This is a genomic window from Maritimimonas rapanae, assembly GCF_057837205.1.
Window position 1 is genome coordinate 492,881 of record NZ_JBYQFI010000002.1, and the last position, 25,510, is coordinate 518,390.

At 32.9% G+C, this 25,510-nt stretch carries 23 protein-coding genes; 15 read left to right on the forward strand and 8 right to left on the reverse strand.

The window, feature by feature from the left end; translation table 11 throughout:
- Positions 1-3 precede the first annotated feature (3 nt).
- From AC3IF2_RS12315 to AC3IF2_RS12355, 9 genes are all read left to right on the forward strand, one after another.
- Positions 4-1,086 carry an ABC transporter permease gene (locus AC3IF2_RS12315; protein ID WP_489167709.1) on the forward strand — a complete coding sequence of 361 codons (1,083 nt, stop codon included), beginning with the start codon at positions 4-6 and terminating at the stop codon, positions 1,084-1,086.
- Between the two features lie 64 nt (positions 1,087-1,150).
- Complete coding sequence (gene tilS, locus AC3IF2_RS12320; RefSeq protein WP_489167711.1) at positions 1,151-2,479, forward strand: tRNA lysidine(34) synthetase TilS; 1,329 nt, start codon at positions 1,151-1,153, stop codon at positions 2,477-2,479.
- 34 nt (positions 2,480-2,513) lie between these two features.
- Positions 2,514-3,458, forward strand: a complete 945-nt coding sequence (locus AC3IF2_RS12325) for a tryptophan 2,3-dioxygenase family protein (RefSeq protein ID WP_489167713.1) — start codon at positions 2,514-2,516, stop codon at positions 3,456-3,458.
- A 48-nt stretch (positions 3,459-3,506) separates the two neighbouring features.
- The gene (locus AC3IF2_RS12330) at positions 3,507-3,914 is read left to right on the forward strand and encodes a lipocalin-like domain-containing protein (protein WP_489167715.1); all 408 of its coding nucleotides are present in this window, start codon (positions 3,507-3,509) and stop codon (positions 3,912-3,914) included.
- Between the two features lie 103 nt (positions 3,915-4,017).
- Positions 4,018-4,791 (forward strand): DUF3108 domain-containing protein, encoded by a 774-nt coding sequence (locus tag AC3IF2_RS12335; protein ID WP_489167717.1) that lies wholly within the window; start codon positions 4,018-4,020, stop codon positions 4,789-4,791.
- 64 nt (positions 4,792-4,855) lie between these two features.
- Positions 4,856-6,118, forward strand: coding sequence for a peptidoglycan DD-metalloendopeptidase family protein (locus AC3IF2_RS12340; RefSeq protein ID WP_489168010.1), 1,263 nt, complete (start codon positions 4,856-4,858; stop codon positions 6,116-6,118).
- Positions 6,119-6,214: 96 nt separating this feature from the next.
- Entirely contained in the window at positions 6,215-7,780 is a 1,566-nt protein-coding gene (gene pgi, locus AC3IF2_RS12345; RefSeq protein WP_489167719.1) for a glucose-6-phosphate isomerase, read from the forward strand.
- 196 nt (positions 7,781-7,976) lie between these two features.
- Complete coding sequence (locus AC3IF2_RS12350) at positions 7,977-11,177, forward strand: TonB-dependent receptor (RefSeq protein WP_489167720.1); 3,201 nt, start codon at positions 7,977-7,979, stop codon at positions 11,175-11,177.
- 95 nt (positions 11,178-11,272) lie between these two features.
- Positions 11,273-11,689: a hypothetical protein gene (locus AC3IF2_RS12355; protein WP_489168012.1), complete on the forward strand. Its 417-nt coding sequence runs from the start codon at positions 11,273-11,275 to the stop codon at positions 11,687-11,689.
- On the opposite strand, the gene AC3IF2_RS12360 is transcribed toward AC3IF2_RS12355, so the two are convergent.
- The 5 genes from AC3IF2_RS12360 to AC3IF2_RS12380 form a co-directional block, all read right to left on the reverse strand.
- Positions 11,679-12,458 carry an amidohydrolase gene (locus AC3IF2_RS12360; RefSeq protein ID WP_489167721.1) on the reverse strand — a complete coding sequence of 260 codons (780 nt, stop codon included), beginning with the start codon at positions 12,456-12,458 and terminating at the stop codon, positions 11,679-11,681. The two genes, AC3IF2_RS12355 and AC3IF2_RS12360, sit on opposite strands and share 11 nt — an antisense overlap.
- A 1-nt stretch (position 12,459) precedes the next feature.
- Positions 12,460-13,602 (reverse strand): methionine aminotransferase, encoded by a 1,143-nt coding sequence (locus AC3IF2_RS12365; RefSeq protein WP_489167723.1) that lies wholly within the window; start codon positions 13,600-13,602, stop codon positions 12,460-12,462.
- A 76-nt stretch (positions 13,603-13,678) separates the two neighbouring features.
- Positions 13,679-14,422, reverse strand: a complete 744-nt coding sequence (locus AC3IF2_RS12370) for a succinate dehydrogenase/fumarate reductase iron-sulfur subunit (RefSeq protein WP_489167724.1) — start codon at positions 14,420-14,422, stop codon at positions 13,679-13,681.
- Positions 14,423-14,432: 10 nt separating this feature from the next.
- Positions 14,433-16,448 (reverse strand): fumarate reductase/succinate dehydrogenase flavoprotein subunit, encoded by a 2,016-nt coding sequence (locus AC3IF2_RS12375; RefSeq protein WP_489167726.1) that lies wholly within the window; start codon positions 16,446-16,448, stop codon positions 14,433-14,435.
- Between the two features lie 3 nt (positions 16,449-16,451).
- Positions 16,452-17,132 carry a succinate dehydrogenase cytochrome b subunit gene (locus tag AC3IF2_RS12380; RefSeq protein WP_489167728.1) on the reverse strand — a complete coding sequence of 227 codons (681 nt, stop codon included), beginning with the start codon at positions 17,130-17,132 and terminating at the stop codon, positions 16,452-16,454.
- Positions 17,133-17,303: 171 nt separating this feature from the next.
- On the opposite strand from AC3IF2_RS12380, the gene AC3IF2_RS12385 reads away from it, so the two are divergent.
- The 6 genes from AC3IF2_RS12385 (at position 17,304) to AC3IF2_RS12410 (ending at position 21,966) form a co-directional block, all read left to right on the forward strand.
- Positions 17,304-18,515 carry a bifunctional alpha/beta hydrolase/OsmC family protein gene (locus AC3IF2_RS12385; protein ID WP_489167730.1) on the forward strand — a complete coding sequence of 404 codons (1,212 nt, stop codon included), beginning with the start codon at positions 17,304-17,306 and terminating at the stop codon, positions 18,513-18,515.
- A gap of 6 nt (positions 18,516-18,521) precedes the next feature.
- A complete protein-coding gene (locus tag AC3IF2_RS12390; protein WP_489167732.1) occupies positions 18,522-19,430 on the forward strand; it encodes a RimK family alpha-L-glutamate ligase in 909 nt (302 codons plus the stop codon).
- Positions 19,390-20,352, forward strand: a complete 963-nt coding sequence (locus AC3IF2_RS12395) for a succinylglutamate desuccinylase/aspartoacylase family protein (RefSeq protein ID WP_489167734.1) — start codon at positions 19,390-19,392, stop codon at positions 20,350-20,352. Before AC3IF2_RS12390 ends, AC3IF2_RS12395 begins: the two co-directional genes overlap by 41 nt.
- Before the next feature lie 60 nt (positions 20,353-20,412).
- A complete protein-coding gene (locus AC3IF2_RS12400) occupies positions 20,413-20,985 on the forward strand; it encodes a sigma-70 family RNA polymerase sigma factor (RefSeq protein ID WP_489167736.1) in 573 nt (190 codons plus the stop codon).
- A 7-nt stretch (positions 20,986-20,992) separates the two neighbouring features.
- Entirely contained in the window at positions 20,993-21,253 is a 261-nt protein-coding gene (locus AC3IF2_RS12405; RefSeq protein WP_489167738.1) for a hypothetical protein, read from the forward strand.
- Positions 21,254-21,324: 71 nt separating this feature from the next.
- Positions 21,325-21,966: an O-methyltransferase gene (locus tag AC3IF2_RS12410; protein ID WP_489167739.1), complete on the forward strand. Its 642-nt coding sequence runs from the start codon at positions 21,325-21,327 to the stop codon at positions 21,964-21,966.
- On the opposite strand, the gene AC3IF2_RS12415 is transcribed toward AC3IF2_RS12410, so the two are convergent.
- Genes AC3IF2_RS12415 through mutS form a run of 3 tightly spaced genes read right to left on the reverse strand, consistent with a single transcriptional unit; the run spans position 21,967 to position 25,491 of the window.
- Positions 21,967-22,551, reverse strand: a complete 585-nt coding sequence (locus AC3IF2_RS12415) for a phosphatase PAP2 family protein (protein ID WP_489167741.1) — start codon at positions 22,549-22,551, stop codon at positions 21,967-21,969.
- On the reverse strand, positions 22,552-22,827 hold the full coding sequence (locus AC3IF2_RS12420) for a Sec-independent protein translocase subunit TatA/TatB (RefSeq protein WP_489167743.1): 276 nt from the start codon (positions 22,825-22,827) through the stop codon (positions 22,552-22,554).
- Positions 22,828-22,881: 54 nt separating this feature from the next.
- Complete coding sequence (mutS, locus tag AC3IF2_RS12425; RefSeq protein ID WP_489167745.1) at positions 22,882-25,491, reverse strand: DNA mismatch repair protein MutS; 2,610 nt, start codon at positions 25,489-25,491, stop codon at positions 22,882-22,884.
- Positions 25,492-25,510: the final 19 nt, after the last annotated feature.

Genomic DNA, 25,510 nt, shown 5'->3' on the forward strand with positions numbered 1-25,510 from the left:
AAAGTGTCAGATTCACTTACACAATTAGCTCTGAAAAAATTCAAAAAGAATCGTTCAGGGCTTTTTAGTTTTTGGTATATTATACTTGTCGGAATCGTTGCTGTATTCGCCTATTTTTTTGCTCCAGACAATTCTAGTAATGCAAATCAAATGCATTTAGAAATTCATTCAAAAAAACCAGGATTTACAGTTCAAATGCTTACTATTCCTAGTCAAGAACAAATTAATGAACCCTATTTTAAGAAATTATTTTTTGGCAAAGAAAATAGATCTACAGAAATACCAATATCTAGCTATAAAATTATTGATCAAAACTTAGAAGTTATAGAATATGCAGAAGGAAATACTCAAAAACAAACCAAAACTTATCCTCTAGTTCTTTTTAAGAATAATCCAGAAAATTATATAAAATCTAAGAAGTTTATTTTAGGTACCGATAAGTACGGGCGAGATCTCTTAAGCAGAATGCTTATAGGCGCTAGAATTTCCTTTTTTATAGGTTTTATTGCTGTGTTTATTTCTTTAGTAATTGGTATCACCATAGGAGCGATAGCAGGATATTTTGGCGGAAAAGTAGATACATTTATTATGTGGCTTATTAACATAACTTGGTCTATACCAACGTTGTTATTAGTTATAGCAATTACATTGGCTTTAGGTAAAGGATTTTGGCAAGTGTTTATTGCAGTAGGATTAACCATGTGGGTAGAGGTTGCTCGTGTTGTTCGTGGTCAGATAATGAGTACTAAAGAACAGCAATATGTAGAAGCAGCAAAAGCTTTAGGCTACTCTAATTCTCGAATTATTTTTAAGCACATTTTGCCCAATATTATGGCGCCAGTTATTGTGATTTCCGCAGCCAATTTTGCGGCTGCTATCCTAATAGAAAGTGGTTTAAGCTTTTTAGGTATTGGAGCGCAACCACCAACCCCATCTTGGGGTGCCATGATTAAAGATCATTATAGTTATATTATTTTAGGTAAAGCGTATTTGGCAGTTATTCCAGGGTTAGCAATTATGAGCCTCGTAATGGCGTTTATGCTTATTGGTAATGCGTTAAGAGATGCGTTAGATGTTCGAAGTTAAAATTTTAAAGTCATTGTAATAAATGAAAAATCTGTAATGACTTTTCTTTTACCTTTGCTACGTTTTGCTAGCAGATTTCAAAGAACATATCTACACTAATTTTCCTTTTCTTAAAGACAAGAAGATACTGGTTGCTATTTCTGGCGGTATAGATAGTGTTGTATTAACTGATTTACTATATAATACAGGATTATATATTGAATTAGCCCATTGTAATTTTCGCTTACGCGGATTGGATTCAGATAATGATGAGTTCTTTGTAAAGAGTCTTGCAAAAAGATTAGGAATTAAATGTCACACTAAACAATTTGATACTGAGCAATTTGCTAAAAAAAATAAGTTATCCACTCAAATGGCCGCTAGAGAATTACGATATGACTGGTTTTATGATTTGCTAGAAGAAAATGATTTAAATCACATAGCAACAGCACACCATTTAGATGATAGCTTAGAAACTTTTCTGATCAATTTTTCGAGAGGTACAGGTTTAGATGGTTTAACAGGAGTTCCAGAAGTTAATGGAAAAACGATTCGCCCTATGCTACCATTTTCAAAAGATCAGATTGGAATTTATGCAAAAAAGAATAAGCTAAAATGGCGTGAAGACTTAACGAATAAAGAAACTAAGTATCTACGTAATAAAATTAGGCATCAAATAATTCCTTTACTAAAAGAACTGAATCCTAGTTTTCTAAAATCATTTGATCAAACAACTACTTATTTAAAACAAAATCAACAGATTATAAATGATGCAATTGTTGATTTAAAAAAGGATGTCTTTTTAAGTGAATCAAAGAATAGTATTAAAATAGACATTCAAAAGATTAAAAAATTAACTTCCCCTAAAACATATTTATATGAACTTCTCAAAGAATATGGTTTTAAAGAGTGGAATGATGTAGCTAGTTTATTAGACGCACAATCAGGAAAACAAATTTTTAGTGAAACACATCGATTAATAAAAGATAGAGATCACTTTTTATTAGAACCCAACTCAACTCAAATTAAAGAACAAATTTTCTTAATAAATGAAAACGAAAAGAAATTGTTGGATGATAAGTTTTTTATTGAATTAAAAGACACAGAAAGTGACGGTTCAAATTTCGAAAATCTTAATACTATCTTAGTAGATAAGGACAAGTTACAATTTCCGTTAAAATTAAGGAAATGGAAAGAAGGTGACTATTTTTATCCTTTCGGAATGAATGGTAAAAAGAAATTGAGTAAATTTTTTAAAGACGAAAAGTATTCGCTAATAGATAAAGAAAATACTTGGTTATTGTGTTCAAATAATCAAATCGTTTGGGTTGTAAATAAAAGATTAGATAACAGATTTAAAATCACTAATAAAACAAAGAATGCATTACAAATAGAATTTAAAGTAAAGCAATAAGCTTTAATATATTTGTAATACTCAACTATTAACAATGGATAAAGAAATTGAAAAACAAGTAGAACAACTACAAAAAAAATATGATGCTATAGGTCAAGATCTTGATACACATCTTGACGGGCTATTGCGAAGTAAACCAATCACTTATTGGGATTATATTCAGACAGATGCTTTGCTGAATTTACAGGTTCAAAGAACATTATTACCAGATGAAATGGTATTTATAATGTATCATCAAATCAATGAGCTAATCTTTAAAATGATTCTTTGGGAAATTGATCAAGTATCTCATAACGAAAAACTTACAACAGATTTCTTTGCGTCTCGACTGATGCGTATTAGTCGCTATTTCGACATGTTGGCTACATCATTCAGTATTATGCAAGAAGGAATGGAGATAGAACAGTATCTAAAATTTAGAGATACATTAACACCAGCAAGCGGTTTTCAAAGTGCTCAATATAGAATGATCGAGTTTTGCTCAACCGAACTTATAAATTTAATTGATTTTAGATTTAGAAAAACCATAGATCGAAACACCCCTTTTGAGCATGCATTTGAACATTTATATTGGCAAGCAGCGGGTAAAGATCACAAAACTGGCAAGAAACTATATTTTCTAGAGCAGTTTGAAGAGAAATATAAAGATAAGTTTATTAGGATGATGAAAGAGTACAACACTATTAATTTATGGTCGAAATTTAAATCATTACCTAAAGAAGATCAAGAGAATATAGATTTAAAAAATGCTATGCGACATTATGATCATACCGTAAACGTTCGTTGGGTTATGGCACATTATAATGCTGCACAAAAATATATTGGCGGTGAAGATATTGAAGCTACTGGCGGAAGTGAGTGGCAAAAATATATGCACCCTCGTTATCAGAGAAGAATTTTCTTTCCTAAGTTATGGAGTGATAATGAGTTAGAAAATTGGGGTGTAGATAACCTTAATGAGCACAAAATATTATCATAGACCAAGCGTTTAAGGTTTTACATTTAATAAAATATAAAACCGAAAATTATGAAAAAAGTATTTTTAGTAATGTTCGTTGCCACTTCACTTGTATTAACATCGTGTAGTAATGACGACGATTCTCCAGCAATTGATCAAATAATTGGAAAGTGGAAGATTATTCAAGAATTTGAAAATGATATTGAACAAGAATTAGGTTGTGATGCAGAGGGTATTTTGGAGTTTAAAGCTGACGGTACTTTTGAAGCTCAAGATTTCGAAGATGATGGTAATGATAATTGTGTGTTAGATATTACAATTAGCGGTACTTGGAGTAATGAAGGTAATAGTGATTACAAAATCACTATTGCAAGTGAAACAGAAACAAATAAAGTAACATTCGAAAGTAATGACAGATTTAGTGTTGTTGATATTGACGAAGGATTTACTTATAAAACAGTGTATCAAAGACAATAACTAGCGTTATAATGAAAATTAAACTCCTAAAAACCAATTCTTTTTAGGAGTTTTTTATTTTTGGAACAGTAATTGTTTATTATCAATTGCTAAACAAAAAAAGATGAAGAAAGTAATAATTATAATAACACTTTTAGTATCGTTTTCGTCAGTTTCTCAAACAGACACTAAGGCATTTAAAAAAGGAGAATGGCTAAAATTTAGAATTAGCTATAGCAACTTTTTGAATGCCGGTAATGCCACAATGGAAATAAAAGAAACAAAACATAATGGTAAAGAGGCATTTCATGTTGTTGGCAAAGGTAAAACTACGGGTGTAATTAGTTGGTTTTTTAAGGTAAAAGATAATTATCAATCCTATTTTTATAAAGAATCACTGTTGCCATACCATTTTATTAGAAAAATTAACGAAGGCGGATATAAAAAAGATAAAGAGATTCTTTTTAACCATCAAACAAAAAAAGCACTAGTTAAAGATCACAAACATAAAACTGAAGCAAGTTTCGATTTCTCTGAAGGCGTTCAAGATATGGTATCCACACTATATTACTTAAGAAATCAAGACTTAAGTAACATGAAAGTTAATGATGAAGTGGCATTAACGATGTTTTTTGATGAAACGAATTATAAATTCAAACTGCGTTACCTTGGCAAAGAAACGATTAGAACTAAGTTTGGTAAAGTAGCTTCTTTAAAGTTTAGACCTATTGTACAGGCAGGGCGTGTATTTAAAGAACAAGAAAGCTTAACTGTATGGGTAAGTGCGGACGAAAATAAAATACCATTGCGCATCAAAGCTTCATTAGCAGTAGGATCTTTGCGAGCAGATTTAGATGCTTATAAAGGGTTGGCGAATCCATTTCCAATTATATTTTAACAGTTTCATTTTATAAATTTTTCATTTAAAATAGTAGATTTGCGAAATTATTTTAATGAAATTCATGCAACCGAAGTATATACTTCCTTTTCTATTTGTTCTTTTATTGTTTTCATGCGCTAAAGAAAAAAAATTAGTCTCTATCGAAGAAGTAGTTGAACCACCTAAAATAATTAGCAAATTTGGTTATACCTTTAATGATTATATAGTTGTAGAAGATACTATTAAAAATGGCGAAAGCTTTGGCGAAATATTATATAGAAACCACGTAGACTATCCACAAGTATATAAAATTGCAGAAGCAGCAAAAGCATCGTTTGATGTCCGTAAACTATTAGCCGGTAAACCTTATACAATTCTCGCTAAAAAAGATTCAACTGAAAAAGCACAGGTTTTTATCTATAGACCAAACAAAGTAGAGTATGTGGTTCTAGATTTTGCAGATTCGGTGGTGACCAAACATAAACGTAAAGATGTAAAAACAGTTACTAAAACTGCTACAGGCATTATCACATCTTCACTTTCTGAAGCTATGGAAGATCAAGGGCTAGATTATAACTTGGTCAATGATATGTCTGATATTTATGCTTGGACAGTCGATTTTTTTCATTTACAAAAAGGAGATAATTTTAAAATTATTTATGAAGAAAAATTTGTAGACGATACTACTTATGTTGGAATAGGCAAGGTTAAAGCTGCTTATTTTGAACACAAGAATAGCCCTTTCTATGCTTTTAATTATGTAACAGATTCTACAAAGAACATTTATGATTTTTATGATGAAAAAGCTGGTAATTTAAGACGCCAGTTCTTAAAAGCACCATTACAATTCAGTCGAATTTCTTCGAGATATAATCTTAAAAGAAGAATTCGCTTTTATGGTCGTGTAAAAGCACATAGAGGAACAGATTTTGCTGCACCAATTGGTACACCTATTAAAAGTACTGCCAACGGAACTGTTGTAGAATCAAGGAGAAGAGGAGGTAATGGAAATTATGTAAAAATAAAACATAATTCTACCTATTCTACTCAATACTTACACATGAAAAAAAGATTGGTAAAAAAGGGTGACTATGTTAAACAAGGTGATGTTATTGGAACTGTCGGTATGACAGGTAACACGTCTGGCCCACATGTTTGCTATCGTTTCTGGAAGAATGGTGTTCAGGTTGACCCGTTTAAACAAAAATTACCTTCAGCAGAACCTATAAAGAAAGAACTTAAAGAAGGGTATCTAACCTATATTGCTCCTCTTAAACAAGAATTAGATAGTATAACAATTCAAGAGCAGCAGATAGCTATTACTCCTACAGAAGTTATTCCTTAATTGTTTTAGATTTCTAAAACGTTGTCGTAAATAATCAATCTAGTTACTTGTTGATTGCGTTTCTTATTTTATTTTTACTGTCATTAATAAAATAATATGCCTTTAAAATCTATTAATCCTACTCAAACAACCACTTGGAAGCAATTACAAGAGCATTATAACAAGATTAAAGACGTGCACGTTAGGGCTCTTTTTACAAAAGACGAAAAAAGGAAAGAACATTTTTCAATTGACCTTAATGAGTTTGAGTTAAATTATTCAAAAAATCGTATTTCAGAAGAAACCATCAAGTTACTTTTAAATTTAGCTGATGAGGTAGATCTAAAAGATGGTATAGAAAAACTGTTTTCAGGAGACAAGATTAACACTACAGAGAATCGAGCTGTTTTGCATACAGCTTTACGTAACCGATCAAATAATCCTGTTTTTGTAAACGGAAAAGATGTAATGCCTGAGATAAATACGTCTTTAGAAAAAATGAAGATTTTTTCCGAAAAGGTTATTTCTGGAGAGCATAAAGGATATAGCGGTAAAGCAATTACAGATATTGTTAATATTGGCATAGGTGGCTCAGATTTAGGGCCGAGAATGGTGGTAGATGCTTTGCAATTTTATAAAAACCATCTAAACACGCATTTCATATCAAATATAGATAGCGATCATGTTTCTGAAATTCTAAAAAAACTAAATCCAGAAACGACATTATTTGTTATTGTTTCTAAAACCTTTACTACACAAGAAACTTTAACCAATGCCTTAACTGTAAAAGAGTGGTTTTTAGAATCGGCAACAGAAAACGATATTCAGCATAATTTTGTAGCAGTTTCAACCAATTTAGAAAAGGTAAAAACTTTTGGTATTTCAGACGATCATGTTTTTACGATGTGGAATTGGGTAGGTGGACGTTACTCATTATGGAGCGCTGTTGGATTGTCAATTAGCTTAGCATTAGGGTTTGAAAAATTTGAGGAACTATTAGATGGTGCTTATCAAATGGATGTACATTTCAAATCAGCATCTTTTGACAATAACATACCAGTAGTTCTAGCATTATTATCAATTTGGTATAATAATTTTTTTAATACAGAAAGCGAAGTTGTAACTCCGTACTCTCAGTATTTGACCCAGTTGGTTCCTTACTTACAGCAACTTTCTATGGAAAGTAATGGCAAATCAATTGATAGAAATGGAGAAAAAGTTAACTATCAAACAGGTAATATTATTTGGGGTAATACTGGCACTAATGCCCAGCACGCGTTTATGCAATTAGTCCATCAAGGAAGTAAGTTAATTCCTGTAGATTTTATAGGTTTTAAAAAATCATTATACGGTAAAGATGATCACCATAAAAAATTGATGGCAAATTTTTTCGCTCAAGCGGAAGCACTATGTGTTGGAAAAACAAAGGAAGAGGTTCATCTTGATTTAAAATTTTCAAACAATTTAGAAGCAATTAATTCATTATTACCCTACAAAGTATTCGAAGGTAATAAACCTTCAAATACAATTCTAATTGATCAATTAACTCCAACGACTCTAGGCTCTTTATTAGTGTTGTATGAACATAAGACATTTGTACAAGGTTATATCTGGAATATTTATAGTTTTGATCAATTTGGAGTAGAGCTAGGAAAAGAAATGGCTAACAAAATGTTAAAATAAACTTTAAATACTTATCTTCTTAACAAAAGAATCTAATTGAAGCTGTTAAATACACAATTTTAACCTCATTTTTTAGCAATTCCACAAAAATATATATATTTGCTTGTTTGGCTAAAAGTTAATGTTTTCTTAAAGTTATAATTAACTTTAAATATTTACATTTGCCGCGCAAAACATAAACTAATTCAATTTAAACATGAAAAAAATTACTAATTTACTAATAGTAATGATGCTTTTTGTTGCATCATCTACTGTTTTTGCACAGGGTAATACAACTTCTTCACTAAATGGTAAGGTTCTTGACAATAACGGGAATCCTTTACCGGGAGCTAGTGTAGTTGTTATACACAACCCTTCAGGATCTAAATATGGATCTTCAACCGATTTTGATGGACTTTACAGAATTTCAAACATGAGAGTTGGTGGACCATATACTATTACTGTTTCTTATGTAGGGTTTAATGACTTTGTAAGAAATAATGTTATTCTTCAGTTAGGTCAAACTTTTAGAGTAAATGCTACTATGACTGAGACTTCTAATGTCTTAGATGAAGTAGTAATTTCTGCTCAAACAGGAGGTATTTTTGATGGTAATAAAACTGGGTCAGAAACGACAATTAATTCAAGACAAATTAATAACTTACCTTCTGCATCTCGTTCAATTGCAGATTTTGTTAGAGTTACTCCTCATGCTTCAATTACAGAAGGAAATGATGGTTTTTCAATTTCTTTAGCTGGTAATAACAATAGGTTTAATGCCGTTTATGTAGATGGAGCTATTAGTAACGATGTATTTGGTTTAGCAGGTTCTGGTACTAATGGTGGACAAACAGGAGTTTCTCCATTCTCAGTGGATGCAATAGAGCAATTTCAAGTTCAAATCGCACCTTTTGATGTTAGAATTGGAGGTTTCAGTGGTGGAGCTATAAACGCCGTTACACGTTCGGGATCTAACGAATTTCAAGGCTCTGCCTATTACTTTACTAGAAATGAATCATTAGCTGGTAAAACACCTGTAGATTTAGTTCCTACCGGAGGAAGTAGGGAAAAATTAAATGAATTCACTGCTCAAACATATGGTGTTAGACTTGGAGGGCCAATCATAAAAGATAAAATATTTTTCTTCCTTAATTATGAAAAACAAGACGATGTAACACCACAGCCTTTTAATGTCTCTAATTACGTAGGGGATACCGATGCCGCTGGATTAGAAGCTATTCGTCAATTCGTTAGTAGTAATTATGGTTATGATGTTGGTGTTTATGATCAAAATGATTTTACTTTAGAAAGTGATAAAGTTACTGCTAAGTTTGATTTTAATTTAAGTGATGATCACAAATTATCTTTAAAACACAATTATACAAAAGCAGTCAACTTAGAATCTAGAAACTCTAATAGAGGCAACATAGGTTTTTTAAATGGATCTGAATTCTTCACATCAACAACAAATACCACTTCGCTAGAATTTAACTCTAGCTTTGGTTCAAAATTTGCAAATAGTTTAGTTGTTGGATATACAAGAGTTAGAGACGATAGAGACCCTTCTGGCAATCCATTCCCATCTGTTCAAGTTAGAGATGGTGATGGTAGAATTGAATTTGGAGCAGAACCTTTTTCTACAGCTAATTTATTGAACACTGACGTGTTTACTATTACAAATAATTTTGAAATATATAAAGGCAAACACACAATAACTTTAGGTACGCATAACGAATGGTCAGATGTTAAAAATTTATTCTTTGCATTTAATTACGGTCAGTATCAATATAATAGTGTAGCAGACTTCTTAGCAGATAATACAAATGTTTACCAAAGAGGTTACTCATTGGTTTCTGACGGTGCTGGTGATACTTCTTCAGGGTCAGCAGACTTTAAAGTATTCCAGGCTGGTGTTTATGCGCAAGATGAAGTTCAGTTTACTGATAATTTTAAATTAACAGTTGGTTTGCGTTTTGATGTTCCATTTTGGAAAGACGGACCAACAAATTTACATTTTAACAATGTAACGGTTCCTTTATTAGAGGCTGCAGGTAAAAATTTACAGGGCGCAAGAGTTGGTAGAGGCCCTTCAAATAGAATACATATTGCTCCAAGAGTTGGATTTAATTGGAATGTGAAGGGAGAAAGTAAAACACAAATAAGAGGTGGTTTTGGAGTCTTTACTTCTAGATTACCTTTAGTTTGGCCAGGTGGTACATATAACAATAATGGTGTTACTGGCGGTTTCTTATTTCAAGGTTCTTGGTTTACAACAATCGCTCCTTTTAATCCAAATGTAAACACTCAAGCGGTTGGCGCACAACCAGGCACTGGAGAAACAGGAGGTAATATAGACTTATTTGCATCTGATTTTAAACTACCTCAAGTATTTAAAATTAATGGTGCGTTTGATCAAAAATTACCATGGGGCGGCTTAACGTTTTCAGGAGATATTTTATACCAAAAGACAATATCTAATATATTTTATGAAAACTTAAATGTTAAAGGGCCTATTGGTAATTTGACAGGTACTGGAGACACGAGACCAATTTATGATAGAGGGGATGACGTAGATGGCACTTATGACCGAATAATATTAGCAACTAATACGAGTAAAGGTGAGACTTGGAATTTTGTAGGGACATTATCAAAAAGATTTGAAAAAGGATTTACAGGAAGTATTTCATACTCTTATGGTGATGCTTACGCTATTTTTGATGGTACATCTTCTCAAAACAGTTCACAATGGAGAGGTATGCAAAATGTAAATGGTAAAAACGCCCCATTACCAGTAACGAGATCTGATTTCTCTGCTGGTAGTAGAATAATTTCTAATATGTCATATGAGTTAAAGTGGTCTGATAATTTAAAGACAACTCTCGGCTTAGTTTACTCTGGTACACAAGGAAGACCTTATTCATATACTTATGGTGGTAGAGCAAGAGGGTTACAAAATGATGATACTAGAGACTTCACATCATTAATTTATGTACCAAGGGATGCGTCTGATATTGTTTTAACGACTAATAACTGGGCAGAACTGGATGCGTTTATTTCTAGTGATGATTATTTAAATTCAAGAAGAGGTCAGTATACTGAAAGAAATGCAGTTAGAGGACCATGGAGCCATATAGTAGATTTAAAGCTATTACAAGACTTTTCAGTTGGCAAAAATACCCTACAATTAAGTTTTGATGTTTTTAACTTTACCAATTTAATAAACAAAGAATGGGGTAAAGTAAACTTTAGACCGTCGAATTCTCAACCAATACGTTTCGAAGGTTTTGAAGCAGACGGTACTACACCAAATTTTAGTTTTAATGCTAACAATGCCGCAAATCTTGATAGAATAGATGACGCTGGGTTATTAAGTTCTAGATGGCAAATGCAAATTGGTTTGAGATATCTTTTTAACTAATTGAGTATTTAAAATAATAAGAACCCCGCAATTCGCGGGGTTTTTTTTTATTCAAAATTCATTACTTTTGTTTAACCCAAAATTTTACCGTTATGATGAAAATGTTACATTCTTACTGGGCTTATGTAGTTCTTTTAATACTACTAGTTGCTGTTGTAAATGCTATTATAGGGTTTACTTCTAAAAGAGAATTTAAAGACAAAGATTTACGTGTTTCATTGTTTGCTTTAATAGTCACTCATATTCAGCTTTTAATTGGCCTAGGATGGTATTTTATGAGTCCGTGGTATAAATCTATGAAAGCTAACGGAGTTGACGCGACAAATCGCTTATTAGCTGTAGAACATCCTTTAATTATGTTATTGGCAATTATTTTGATTACAGTAGGTTGGTCAATACACAAAAAACAAATAGTAGATAATAATAAGTTTAAAAAGATTGCTATTTTTTATGGCCTGGCTTTATTATTAATGTTGAGTAGAATACCTTGGCAACAATGGTTTAACCTATAGAAAAGTGATCTCTGTCATTTAAGAATTGTAATTTTTCTCGATATTTTTTAATTTGTGATTTTATAAGCGTTACTATCTCTGTTTTTTCTTTGTCAGGATTGATATTCGATATTTTTTCACCAAGAACATCATAAGCAGCTGAATGACCAGAATATTCATATTGGTTATTGTCTAAACCAACTCTATTTACTCCAATACAATAGCTCATATTTTCAATTGCTCGAGCTTTTAAAAGCGTATCCCAAGCAGTAATTCTTGGCTTAGGCCAATTTGCTACGTAGAAAAGGAGGTCGTAATCTACGGTATTCCTTGCCCATACTGGGAAACGCAAATCGTAACAAATTAATGGGTAAATTTTCCACCCACGAAATTCAACAACTAGTTTTTTTGAGCCCGCAGAGTAAACCTTATCTTCACCTGCCAAGGTAAATGTATGTCGTTTATTATATTGCTCTATTGTACCTTTTGGGTGAACAAAAAGTAAGCGATTATAATAATTATCATTTTCTTTAATGACGATACTCCCTGTAATTGCAGCATTTTTAGCTTTTGCTATATTTTTCATCCATTGAACTGTTTCACCTTGCATCGTTTCATAAACATTTTCAGGATTCATTGTAAAACCAGTGGTAAACATTTCAGGAAGGATAATAAGATCTATAGCTTCCGAAATTGAATCAATCTTCTCCGAAAAATTATTCCTGTTTTGTTCTGAGTTTTCCCAAACTAGATCAGCTTGTATTATTGCCACTCTTAATTCTTCTTGCATTTTAAATAGTATTTAAAATTTCAGCTGCCTTTTGTAGTGTATCATCAGTCTTAGCAAAACAAAAACGCAACATTTTTTGATCTAATCCATTTTCATTAAAGGCCGATAAAGGAATTGAAGCTATTTTGTTCTCTATAGTTAACCGCTTCGCAAAGTCTACATCCGATTCGTCAGTAATATTTGAATATTCTAGAGATTGGAAATATGTACCTTTAGCAGGAATGAATTTAAATTGAGAATCTTTAATAAGATCTAAAAAAAAATCTCTTTTTTTCTGATAAAAGTCATTTAACTCCACATAATTATCAGGTTCTTTTAAATATTCAGCTAAAGCTATCTGCACTGGATGATTCACAGAAAACACATTAAACTGATGCACCTTTCTAAACTCTTGCATTAATTCTTTTGGAGCACAACAATACCCCATTTTCCAACCTGTATTATGAAATGTCTTCCCAAAAGAAGCAACTACAAAACTTCGAGATTTTAAATTAGGAAATAAACACGCGCTTAAATGTTGTTCTTTATCAAAAATTATATGCTCATAAACTTCGTCACTTAACACTATAGTGCCCGTTCCTTCAGTGAGTTTTTGTAAAGTAAGTATATCTTCTTTAGAGAAAACAGCTCCACTTGGGTTATGTGGGGTATTAATAATGATCATCTTGGTTTTTGATGATATTTTTCCCTTGACTTCTTCCCAATCAATAGCATAATCGGGAGCTTTTAATTGAATTGAAATCGTTTTACCAGCATTTAGCTCTATTGCTGGTTCATAACAATCATATGCTGGGCTAAATATTATTACTTCATCACCCTGTTTTACAAACGCTGATATAACCGTAAAAATAGCCTGTGTGGCTCCCGCAGTTACTGTAATTTCACTTTCTGCATTATATGAAGTATTGTATAGCAATTCAAACTTATGAGCTATGGCTTTGCGTAATTCTAAAACTCCGGGCATGGGAGCATATTGATTGTAACCCTTATCCATCGCATTATTAACTAAATCAATGAGTTTTTGATCACTTTTAAAATTAGGGAAACCTTGAGATAAATTTATGGCTTTATGTTTGTTAGCTAGAGCACTCATTACTGTAAAGATAGAAGTACCTACGTTTGGAAGCTTTGAACTGAAATTCATGATATAAAACTAACAAAAAATCCCAAGCATTAAACTTGGGATTCTGTATTTTAAAAAGATAAATATTATAAGAAAGCTATTTTATTGAAGCTTTCATTAATTCTCTGTTCATACGAGCGATGTTCTCTAACGAAATACCTTTAGGGCATTCAACCTCACAAGCACCTGTGTTTGTACAATTGCCAAACCCTTCTAAATCCATTTGGGCTACCATATTTCTAACTCTATCTGCTGCTTCCACCTGCCCTTGAGGTAATAAGGCATATTGAGATACTTTTGCCCCAACGAATAACATAGCGCTAGAATTTTTACAAGTTGCTACGCAAGCACCACAACCAATACATGTTGCTGCATCCATAGCTTCATCAGCAGCATGTTTAGATATTGGTAAAGAGTTTGCATCCTGAGTGTTTCCAGAAGTGTTTACTGAAATATACCCACCGGCTTGTTGAATACGTTCAAAAGCAGTTCTGTCTACCACTAAATCTTTAATAACTGGAAAAGCAGCTGCTCTAAATGGCTCAATAGTAATTGTATCACCATCTTTAAACATACGCATATGTAATTGACAAGTTGTTATACCTCTGTCGGGCCCATGAGCTTCTCCATTTATGTACATTGAACACATACCACAAATTCCTTCACGACAATCATGATCAAAAGCTATAGGCTCGTCACCAGAATTGATTAATTGTTCATTTAGAACATCCATCATTTCTAAAAAAGACATATGTTCTGAAATATCAGTTACTTTATAATCTACCATTTTACCTTTAGTGGTAGCATTTTTTTGTCTCCAAATTTTCAATGTAAGATTCATAATGTCTAAATTATTTATATGAACGTTGTTTTAATTCGATGTCTTTAAACTCTAACTCTTCTTTATGCAAAACAGCATCGCTTGGTTCACCTTTAAATTCCCATGCAGCAACAAATGCATAATCTTTATCATTACGCTTTGCTTCGCCTTTTTGCTCACCGTCTAGCTCTACAGACTCTTCTCTAAAGTGTCCACCACATGATTCATTACGCATTAAAGCGTCTTTAGCAAATAATTCACCTAACTCTAAAAAGTCAGCTACACGTCCTGCTTTTTCTAATTCAGGATTCATTTCGTTAGCACTACCCGGAACTCTTACTTCTTTCCAGAATTCTTCACGTATTTGCTTAATCTCAGTCATAGCTTCTTTTAAACCTTTTTCATTACGTGCCATTCCTACCTTATCCCACATTACTTTACCAAGTTTTTTATGGAAGTAATCGACAGATTTTGTTCCCTTATTATTCATAAAGAAGTCGATTTTATCTTTAACTTCTTTTTCAGCTTCTTCAAACTCTTTAGTTTCTGTAGAAATTGGACCTGTTCTAATATCGTTAGATAAATAATCACCAATTGTATACGGTAATACAAAATAACCATCTGCTAAACCTTGCATTAGTGCGGAAGCACCTAAACGATTAGCACCATGGTCTGAGAAGTTAGCTTCGCCAATACAGTACAATCCGTCAACGGTAGTCATTAAATTATAATCAACCCAAACGCCACCCATAGTATAGTGCGTTGCAGGATAAATCATCATTGGAGTTTTATATGGATTTTCGTCTACGATCTTCTCATACATTTGAAAAAGATTGCCATACTTGGCCTCAATAATTCCTTCACCTAATTCAGTAATTTTTTCTTTTGAAGGATTTTCTATCCCGTGTATTTTAGCTTGTTCTTTTCCGTAGCGTTCAATAGCTGCCTTAAAATCTAAATACACAGCTTCACCAGTAGCATTTACTCCATAACCAGCATCGCAACGTTCTTTAGCAGCACGAGAAGCAACATCTCGAGGCACTAAATTTCCAAAAGCAGGGTAACGTCGCTCTAAGTAATAATCTCTTTCTTCTTCAGACAAATCGGTTGGTTTTTTACGCCCTTCTCGAATTGCCATTACATCATCCATATTCTTAGGCACCCAAATACGTCCGTCATTACGAAGTGATTCAGACATTAAGGTTAATTTAGACTGATAATCACCTGAACGAGGAATACAAGTTGGGTGAATTTGAGTATAGCATGGATTAGCAAAATAAGCACCTTTTTTATGAATTTTCCAGGCAGCAGTGGCATTGGAACCCATGGCGTTTGTTGATAAGAAATAGACATTACCATAACCACCTGAGGCAATCACTACAGCATGTGCTGAGTGTCGTTCTATTTCGCCAGTAATGAGATTTCTTGCAATAATTCCTCTAGCTTTTCCATCAATCTTAACCACATCTAGCATTTCATGACGGTTGTACATTTGAATCTTACCACGAGCTATTTGACGATTCATCGCAGAATAGGCTCCTAATAATAGTTGTTGGCCTGTTTGCCCTTTAGCATAAAATGTTCTTGACACCAATACACCACCGAACGAACGATTATCTAACAATCCTCCATAATCACGGGCAAAGGGAACTCCTTGAGCTACACATTGATCGATTATATTGGCAGACACTTCTGCAAGACGATAAACATTACCTTCTCGAGAACGATAATCACCACCCTTTACAGTATCATAAAATAATCTGTATGTAGAGTCACCATCGCCTTGATAGTTTTTTGCAGCATTTATTCCCCCTTGAGCAGCAATAGAATGCGCTCTTCGAGGAGAATCTTGATAACAAAATGCTTTTACATTATAACCTAGCTCTGCTAAAGTAGCTGCTGCTGAACCACCAGCTAAACCCGTACCAACTACTATAATATCAATTAGACGTTTGTTAGCAGGATTTACTAGATCAATATGATTTTTATAATCCGTCCACTTATCTTTAATTGGACCCTTAGGTACTTTTGAATCTAAAGTTGCCATATGTTATGATAATACATGTTTAAGATGATGGTATAATGCAATAAAAACAAACCCTAACGGAATTAATATAGCATATGCCTTACCGATATTTTTTAATGTTTTTTTTCTTCCTTCAGTAACCCCCATTGATTGAAAAGCCGAAGAAAAGCCATGTAACAAGTGTAATGCTAAGAATACAAAAGCTATTACATATGCAATTACTCTTATATGGCTTTCAAATTTATGTTCTAATTCATGAAAATATCTAAATTCTCCGTCATGCAAACCAGACCAATCACCTTGAATAAACTTAGTATTGATTTCTGGAAACCAAAAATCTATAAAATGCAAAATTATAAATGCTAAAATAACAAGACCACTAAAGATCATATTTCTACTTACCCAAGAAGAGTTTGCCGAACCATTATTTTTAGTATAGGCTACACCTTGTGCTTTTTTGTTTTGAATTTCTAATATAAAACCCATAACAAAATGAAATACTACACCAAAAATTAGTACAGGCTGCAGTAAATATTGAACTGCCCAGTTGGTTCCCATAAAATGGGATACTTCATTAAAAGCATCTGCACTAAAAACCGATAAGATGTTAATTGCAAAATGTTGAAGTAAAAATATCATAAGGAAGAAAGCAGAAAGTGCCATTGCAACTTTTCTTCCTATCGAAGATTTAAAAAATCCGCTCATTTTGAGTTAGTTTAATAATGTTATACAAATGTAAGACATAGGTCTAGCTCTTAAAAGCGAAATATGCCATTTTTTCTTATTTAGAATGATTTTAAAACGGTAACTTTAAAAGACAAATCTTAGAAAAGTAAATTGAATTTATTTTTTCGACTAATTGCCAAAGAATAAATTATGTACAGCAAGAAAATTCATTTTAAAAATAAGCAAAACCTATTGTTAGAAGGTAGTATTGATTTTCCTATAGATCAAAAACCGAGAGGATTTGCACTGTTTGCCCATTTCTTTACAGGGAACAAAAACTTTACGGCTGTAAGAAATATTTCTAGAGCTCTTACCAAAAATCGGATTGCAGTTATGCGTTTTGACTTTAGCGGTTTAGGAAATAGCGAAGGTAATTTTGCAGATTCTAATTTTACAACCAATATTGATGATTTGATCTCTGCTGCAGAGTATTTAAAGGATAATTATCAATCGCCAAAAATTATTATAGGGCATTCTTTAGGTGGAGCCGCTAGTATTTATGCTGCCGACAGTATAGATTCGATTGAAGCAGTTGTTACTATTGGAGCGCCCTCAAATCCATCACATGTAGAACATCTATTTGAAGACCATATTGAAGATATAACCCAAGAGGGTGAAGCCACTTTTGATATTGCTGGGAGGCAGTTCACAATAAAAAAGCAATTTTTAGATGATATTGGGTCAAAGGATATGACAAAGCTTTTAAAAAACCTAAGAAAACCTTTATTAGTATTACATTCGCCACAAGACACCACAGTTGGAATAGAAAATGCTAAAGAAATTTATAATGCAGCTTTCCACCCCAAAAGTTTCATATCATTAGACGGAGCAAATCATTTATTAACCAATAAAGACAATTCTTTTTATGTCGGAGAAATAGTTGCTAGTTGGGCCAAACGATATGTTTCTTTTAAAGAACAGAAAAATTTAGAAACAGATAAGCAAACTGTTGTTAGAATTGGCCGATCTAAATATAGAACTGAAATAGCCGCTAGAGCACACTCTATAATTGCTGATGAACCTAAAAATTATGGTGGGCAAGATACGGGCTTAACTCCTTATGAGTTGTTGCTTTCTGCTTTAGGTTCTTGTACGGCTATTACTTTAAGAATGTATGCAGACAGAAAAAAATGGGATTTGGATGAAGTATTAGTGCACTTAGAACACTTTAAACAGCACGCAGAAGATTGTAATAGTTGTAGTGATGATAGAACAGCAAAAATCGATAAGTTTGTAAGAACTATTGAATTGGTCGGAAATTTAACATTTGAAGAACGAAAAAGATTATTAGAAATAGCTAATAGATGCCCGGTTCATAGAACTTTAGAAAATAAAATAGAAATTGACACTGTCTTGCGATAAAACCTCATGAAGATCTTTATTCTATCTGTTGGCGAAAACATCTACTCTACTAAACGATTGGTTGATGAGGCGGAAGAGCGCGGTCATGATATACGCGTAATCAACCATACAAAATGCTCAGTTAGGTTGGGAAAAGGACGCCCCCAAATAATTTTTGATGGTGAAAATATTATAGATAAAGCAGAAGTCATTATTCCTAGAATTGGTGCTTCGGTAAGTAGACATGGTGCGGCAATAGTAAAAGAGTTTGAAATGAATAGTGTATTTAGTACTGCACGTTCTTTAGGAATTTTAAGAGCTCAGAATAAAGTGCGTACACTTCAGATAATGAATAGAAAGAACATACCGATACCTCAAACCGTTTTTTCAACAAATACCAAGAATATCAAAGAACAAATAGAGCTGTTAGGAGGTCCTCCAATTATTATAAAACTTCAGGAAGGTACTCAAGGATTAGGAGTGGTATTAGCCGAAACTGAAAAATCTGCAAAGTCAATTATGGATACTTTTTACACTATGAATGCTAGCTTCATGCTTCAAGAATATATAGAAGAATCTAATGGTGAAGATATTCGTGCCATTGTGGTTGGTAATAAAGTTGTTGCTGCAATGAAGAGAATAGGAGAGATGGGTGAGTTTAGATCGAACATACATCGCGGCGGTACGGGTGAAATAGCAGACATAACAGATAAAGAAATAAGAATTGCTTTGCGAGCAGCTAAATATTTAGGTTTGCCAGTTGCAGGAGTTGATATGATCCGATCTAAAAGAGGACCATTATTGATAGAAGTGAATGCTTCGCCCGGACTTCAAGGAGTAGAAGCATACACCAAAGTGAATATAGCAGAGCATATTATTAAATTTTTAGAAACCAATGTTCGACAAAAATTTCAGAAACGAACCCGTAGAAATTAGAGGGCAAGTAGTTGCTCTTGGTGAAAACAAATTAATTAAAGTTGAAATAGATCGTTTGCCTACTGGTACAGCTATCGAGATTCCTATTTATGTATTTAATGGTAAAGAGGAAGGACCAACGGTTTTAGTACAAGCAGGTTTGCATGGAGATGAGGTTAATGGTATCGAACTCGTTCGAAAAATGTTGGCTAAAGGCGTTTTTAAAGTAAAACGAGGTTGTGTTATTGTAGTTCCGTTATTGAATGTGTTTGGGTTTTTAAATTTATCTCGTGATTTACATGGAAAAGATATGAATCGTAGTTTTCCTGGAAGCAAAGCAGGATCTTTGGCTAGTAGAATAGCCTATTTCCATATGAAAGAGATTGCTAATAATGTAGATTTCGGAATAGATATTCATACTGGAGGAGCACAACGCAGTAACTATCCTCAAATACGATACACGCCAAACTCAGAAGAAAGTAAAAAATTAGCAAAAATTTTTAATGCACCTTTCCAATTTGCATCAAATCTTATTGCAAAATCTTTTAGAAAAGAAGCCCATAAACATAATGTTCCTATTATTGTTTATGAAGCAGGTGAGGCATTAAGGTTGGATAAATTTGCCATCCGAAAAGGAACAGAAGGCATATTAAACATTTTAGAATATTTTAAAATGATTCCTGAAAGAAAGGAAAAGCCAAGAACTGAAAAAGCGATAGAATTAACTCAAAGAAGATGGGTTCGAGCTAAAATTGCCGGACTTTTTAATAGTAGAATTAAGAACGGAGATAAAGTTAGTAAAGGACAAATTTTAGGATATATTACTGATACTTATGGCGAAACAGTAACAAGCGTTAAAGCTCCTTTTGATGGTTATATTTTCGGACTTAATAACTTCCCAATCATTAATAGGGGTGATGCATTATTTCATATCGGCAAATAATTAATGTTAGAATGTAAAAGATTGTATATTTATCGTCTAATAGTCGAGAATTGACCATTTATGACTGAAACAGCCACGTTACATACTTTAGATCCTGATAAGTGGGTAGATCTACACTCAGACTATTTATATAATTATGCCATTACGCGTATAGATAATGATGAATTGGCAAAAGATATAGTTCAAGAAACTTTCCTTTCCGGGTTAAAAGCGATGAAAAACTTTAGAGGACAAGCGGCGGAACGAACTTGGTTAATTTCTATTCTTAAGAGAAAAATAATAGACCATTATAGAAAAATTAACTCAGCCAAAGGGAAAGCAGAAGTCCGAATGAATTTTTATGAAGATGGCGAAAATAAAGGAAATTGGATAGAGGAACGTGTGCCTAAAATGTGGGATAATGAAGCGGAGAAAGATATTGAAAATGTAGAATTAAAAAATGCTATAGATAAATGTATTACCAATTTACCAGACAAGTATAGAATTGTTTTTTTATTGAAGAATGTACAACAATACGAAACTGAAGAAATATGTAATGAGCTAGGCATCACGCCGTCTAATCTGTGGGTAATTATCCATAGAGCAAGACACCAACTGCGTAAATGTTTAGAAAGTAATTGGTTTGCCAAATAAATTAATAATGAGTAAAGGATTGTTTATTAGTTGCGAAGAAGCAACAACTATTTGTAATAAAAACCAGTATAAAGAGGCTTCTTTTTGGGAATTAATACAGCTTAATATACATGTTCTAAGGTGCAAGATTTGTAGTTTGTATTCTAGACAAAATGGGAAGCTTACAAAAGCTTGTAATAAGCATTTGCAAAAAGAAGAATGCGAACATAAATTGACTGAAAAAGATAAAGTAGTTTTAAAAGAAAAAATTGCTCGAGTAGATAAATAGAAAAGAATATTCTAAAATATAGAAGCGACACTAACTAGTGTCGCTTTTTTTATCTTTACAAAAACATTAAAATGCATTTTTTACCAGAGAATATAGATAGTTATGCGGTTGCGCATTCTGAAGACGAAACACAATTACTTCAAGAATTAAGTAGAGAAACATGGCAAAAAGTATTAGCACCAAGAATGTTGAGTGGTCATTTTCAAGGGAGAATTTTGTCTATGATTTCTAAATTAGTACAGCCAAAATCTATACTCGAAATAGGAACTTATACTGGCTATTCAGCATTATGTTTAGCCGAGGGTTTATCAAAAGAAGGGATATTACACACTATAGATATTAATGAAGAATTGTTCGATTTTCAGAAAAGATATTTTGACAAGTCAGGATATGGAAATCAAATAAAACAATACCTAGGTAATGCTTTAGAAATTATACCTATAATTGAAGATTCTTTTGATATTGTATTTATCGATGCCGATAAAAGTAATTATGGAAATTATTTTCATGCAGTAATTGAAAAGATGAATAAAGGTGGAGTTATCTTATCAGACAATGTATTGTGGAGCGGTAAAGTAACTGAAACACCAGACCCAAAAGATGAAGACACTACCGCATTGATTGAATATAATACGCTTTTAAAAGAAGACGTCAGAGTTGAAACAGTATTGTTGCCTATCAGAGACGGATTGACAATAAGTAGAGTTAAATAATTAACTGAATGATTTACGGTTTTCGGGTAATTTTTTGAATAAAGCTAGACTCATTCTGTAAAAAACAAACCCTTCAAGTATACCTAATAACATTCCCATAAAAATATCTACAGGAAAGTGAACACCTACATAAATTCTACTATACGCAAATAAAATTGGCCAAATAAGTAGTAGGTAAGAATGCTTATAAAACTTCCGTAATGTAAGAATCATAAAAGTAGTTACCGCAAAAGAAGTGGTTGAGTGACCAGAAACAAAACTAAAACTACTAGGTCTTTTTAAAATACGAATCACTTGATTAATTGTAGGGTCATTGTTCGGTCGTAATCGCCCATAATAATCTTTAATAAAATTAACAAACTGATCTGAAAAAGTAACTAGCAACGCAGTTATTAAAACTAATAGTAATCCTTTTTTCCAGCCATAAGCTCTAAAAATAAGAAAGAATAATAATGCAAAAAGTGGTATCCAATTAAACTGATTGGTAACAATCATCCAGAATTGATCCCAAGATTCTACACCTAACGAGTTGAGATATACAAATAGTTCTTTGTCTCTATTAATAATGTTATCTAATAGCTCCAATTAGAAATTACGTTTTATGGGGCCTGTAATTTCTTCTACATCTTCTTGAATCGTATTGATTTGTTCCTCGATATTCTTAGTCATTTCGGTATCGATACCTTGCTTTTCGGCGGTTTCTGTGATTTCGCGCTTTATCTCGTTGGTGGCATCTTTTAATTGGCGCATACCTTTACCCAAACCACGAGCCATGGTTGGTATTTTATCTGCCCCAAAAAGCATAAGAACGATCACTAAGATCACAAATATTTCGGCACCACTGATAAATAAAAAATGCATAGTCTAAAACTTGGGGTAAAGATAGTATAAAAGGTTAAGTGAGAGTAGTTAAATTTACTTCCCTATCAACATCCTCTTAATTTCATTCAATTTCATTAATGCTTCAATAGGTGTTAGAGTATCAATATTAGTCGACAGAATTTCTTCTTTAATATCTTCTAATAAAGGGTCGTCTAGTTTAAAAAAGCTTAATTGTAAATCATTTTCAGCTTCTTGTTTTAGTTTGTCTTTTATTTCTTCTGAGCTATGACTTTCCTCTAATTTTTTTAACATTTTTTCAGCACGATGCAATACTGAAGTTGGCATACCTGCTAGTTTGGCAACATGAATACCAAAACTATGTTCACTACCGCCAGGTACCAGTTTGCGTAAAAAAATCACATTATCTTTTAGTTCTTTTACTGATACATTGAAATTTTTGATACGTTCAAACGTTTCGGACATATCATTCAACTCATGATAATGCGTTGCAAATAAGGTTTTTGCTCTACTAGGGTGTTCATGCAAATATTCTGCTATTGCCCAAGCAATAGAAATACCGTCGTAAGTTGAGGTGCCTCTACCAATTTCATCCAATAAGACTAAACTACGGTCTGAAATGTTGTTCAAGATACTCGCAGTTTCGTTCATTTCTACCATAAAAGTAGATTCGCCCATTGAGATATTATCACTAGCGCCTACGCGTGTAAATATCTTATCTACAACACCAATTCTAGCTTGTTGTGAAGGCACATAACTACCCATCTGCGCTAATAAAACGATCAATGCAGTTTGGCGCAAAATAGCCGATTTACCACTCATATTGGGCCCGGTAATCATAATAATCTGTTGCTGATTACGATTTAAAACCACATCATTAGCAATATACTCTTCACCAATCGGTAGTTGTTTTTCAATTACAGGATGACGACCGTTTTTAATTTCGAGATCGGTACTATCATCCATGGTTGGGCAAACATAATTATGATCTTTAGCAATCTGGGCAAATGAGCATAAACAATCTAAATAAGCTATTTGTTGTGCATTTTGTTGTACTTGTTGGATATACCCTAACATAAAATGCAGTAATTCGGCAAACAATTGCTGTTCTAACTGCCCAATCTTTTCTTCAGCGCCAAGAATCTTTGTTTCGTATTCTTTAAGTTCTTCGTTAATATATCGTTCGGCATTCACTAAGGTTTGTTTGCGAATCCATTCTTCAGGCACTTTATCTTTATGCGTATTGCGCACTTCTATATAATACCCGAACACATTATTAAAAGCAATCTTAAGACTTGGTATATTTGTTCGCTCGGTTTCTCGAGCCAGCATATTATCTAGATATTCTTTACCAGAATTTGCTATCGACCTTAGCTCATCGAGCTCACTTGATACGCCATTAGCAATCGCGTTTCCTTTATTAATATTTACTGGCGCACTGTTATAGACAGTTTTGGTAATCTTATCAATTAGCTCTTGACACGTATGCAGGTTTTTGCCTAAATTTTTTAGTGACTTGTTTTCACTTTTTTCAGCAGCTTCCTTTACAGGAATAATAGCTTTTAATGAATCTTTTAATAAGACAACTTCACGAGGACTAATTTTAGCAGTAGCTACTTTAGAAATTAATCGCTCTATATCACTAATTTGTTTTATTTGATAAGTTGCCGTTTGATAAAAATCATCTTTATTGATGAGATATTTTACAATCTCATGACGCTTTTGAATCTGTTTTAAATTCTTTAATGGTAAGGCTAACCAGCGCTTTAATAATCGCCCGCCCATAGGTGATATGGTTCTATCTATTATATCTAGTAAAGTAACCGCTTCTGGAGATGATGAATAATATAACTCTAGATTACGGATAGTAAAACGATCCATCCACACATAATGATCTTCTTTAATTCTTTGAATCGAGGAAATATGCTCTAGCTTATTATGTTGTGTTTCCGATAAGTAAAAAAGAATAGCCCCACTTGCAATTATTCCATTTGTTAAATCATCAACACCAAAACCTTTTAACGATTGTATGTTGAAATGATTGGTTAAACTTTCATTGGCATAGTCTTCTTGAAAAACCCAATCGTCTAAAAAGAAATTATTAAAACGTTCACCGAAAACTTCATTGAATTTAACCTTATGTTGTTTTTGAACTAATACCTCACTTGGGTTAAAGTTTTGTAATAGCTTATCTATATACTCATCATTACCTTCAGCTACTAAAAACTCACCAGTGGAAACGTCTAAAAAAGAAATCCCTATCAATCTTTTACCAAAATGAATTGCTGCTAAAAAGTTGTTAGTTTTAGATTGTAGTACCTCATCATTTAAGGCAACACCTGGTGTCACTAACTCAGTTACACCACGCTTTACGATCTTCTTCGTCAGTTTAGGATCTTCGAGCTGGTCACAAATCGCCACACGCATACCAGCCTTTACCAATTTTGGCAAATAGGTATTTAATGAATGATGTGGGAATCCTGCTAAAGCAGTTTCAGTTTCACTACCCGCGCCACGTTTGGTTAGAACTATACCTAAAACCTGTGCTGCTTTTATTGCATCTTCACCAAAAGTTTCATAAAAATCACCAACTCTAAAAAGCAACATAGCATCAGGATATTTAGCCTTAATACTATTATATTGTTTCATTAAAGGAGTAACTTTTTTCTCTTTGGTTTTTGCCAATTCTAACAGTTTTAGGTTA

Excerpts from the sequence above, each read along its gene's own strand:
- AC3IF2_RS12325 (WP_489167713.1), top strand. The coding sequence starts at position 2,514 with ATGGATAAAGAAATTGAAAAACAAGTAGAACAACTACAAAAAAAATAT.
- AC3IF2_RS12330 (WP_489167715.1), top strand. The coding sequence starts at position 3,507 with ATGAAAAAAGTATTTTTAGTAATGTTCGTTGCCACTTCACTTGTATTA.
- AC3IF2_RS12335 (WP_489167717.1), top strand. The coding sequence starts at position 4,018 with ATGAAGAAAGTAATAATTATAATAACACTTTTAGTATCGTTTTCGTCA.
- AC3IF2_RS12340 (WP_489168010.1), top strand. The coding sequence starts at position 4,856 with ATGCAACCGAAGTATATACTTCCTTTTCTATTTGTTCTTTTATTGTTT.
- pgi (WP_489167719.1), top strand. The coding sequence starts at position 6,215 with ATGCCTTTAAAATCTATTAATCCTACTCAAACAACCACTTGGAAGCAA.
- AC3IF2_RS12350 (WP_489167720.1), top strand. The coding sequence starts at position 7,977 with ATGAAAAAAATTACTAATTTACTAATAGTAATGATGCTTTTTGTTGCA.
- AC3IF2_RS12355 (WP_489168012.1), top strand. The coding sequence starts at position 11,273 with ATGAAAATGTTACATTCTTACTGGGCTTATGTAGTTCTTTTAATACTA.
- AC3IF2_RS12360 (WP_489167721.1), bottom strand. The coding sequence starts at position 12,458 with ATGCAAGAAGAATTAAGAGTGGCAATAATACAAGCTGATCTAGTTTGG.
- AC3IF2_RS12365 (WP_489167723.1), bottom strand. The coding sequence starts at position 13,602 with ATGAATTTCAGTTCAAAGCTTCCAAACGTAGGTACTTCTATCTTTACA.
- AC3IF2_RS12370 (WP_489167724.1), bottom strand. The coding sequence starts at position 14,422 with ATGAATCTTACATTGAAAATTTGGAGACAAAAAAATGCTACCACTAAA.
- AC3IF2_RS12375 (WP_489167726.1), bottom strand. The coding sequence starts at position 16,448 with ATGGCAACTTTAGATTCAAAAGTACCTAAGGGTCCAATTAAAGATAAG.
- AC3IF2_RS12380 (WP_489167728.1), bottom strand. The coding sequence starts at position 17,132 with ATGAGCGGATTTTTTAAATCTTCGATAGGAAGAAAAGTTGCAATGGCA.
- AC3IF2_RS12385 (WP_489167730.1), top strand. The coding sequence starts at position 17,304 with ATGTACAGCAAGAAAATTCATTTTAAAAATAAGCAAAACCTATTGTTA.
- AC3IF2_RS12390 (WP_489167732.1), top strand. The coding sequence starts at position 18,522 with ATGAAGATCTTTATTCTATCTGTTGGCGAAAACATCTACTCTACTAAA.
- AC3IF2_RS12395 (WP_489167734.1), top strand. The coding sequence starts at position 19,390 with ATGTTCGACAAAAATTTCAGAAACGAACCCGTAGAAATTAGAGGGCAA.
- AC3IF2_RS12400 (WP_489167736.1), top strand. The coding sequence starts at position 20,413 with ATGACTGAAACAGCCACGTTACATACTTTAGATCCTGATAAGTGGGTA.
- AC3IF2_RS12405 (WP_489167738.1), top strand. The coding sequence starts at position 20,993 with ATGAGTAAAGGATTGTTTATTAGTTGCGAAGAAGCAACAACTATTTGT.
- AC3IF2_RS12410 (WP_489167739.1), top strand. The coding sequence starts at position 21,325 with ATGCATTTTTTACCAGAGAATATAGATAGTTATGCGGTTGCGCATTCT.
- AC3IF2_RS12420 (WP_489167743.1), bottom strand. The coding sequence starts at position 22,827 with ATGCATTTTTTATTTATCAGTGGTGCCGAAATATTTGTGATCTTAGTG.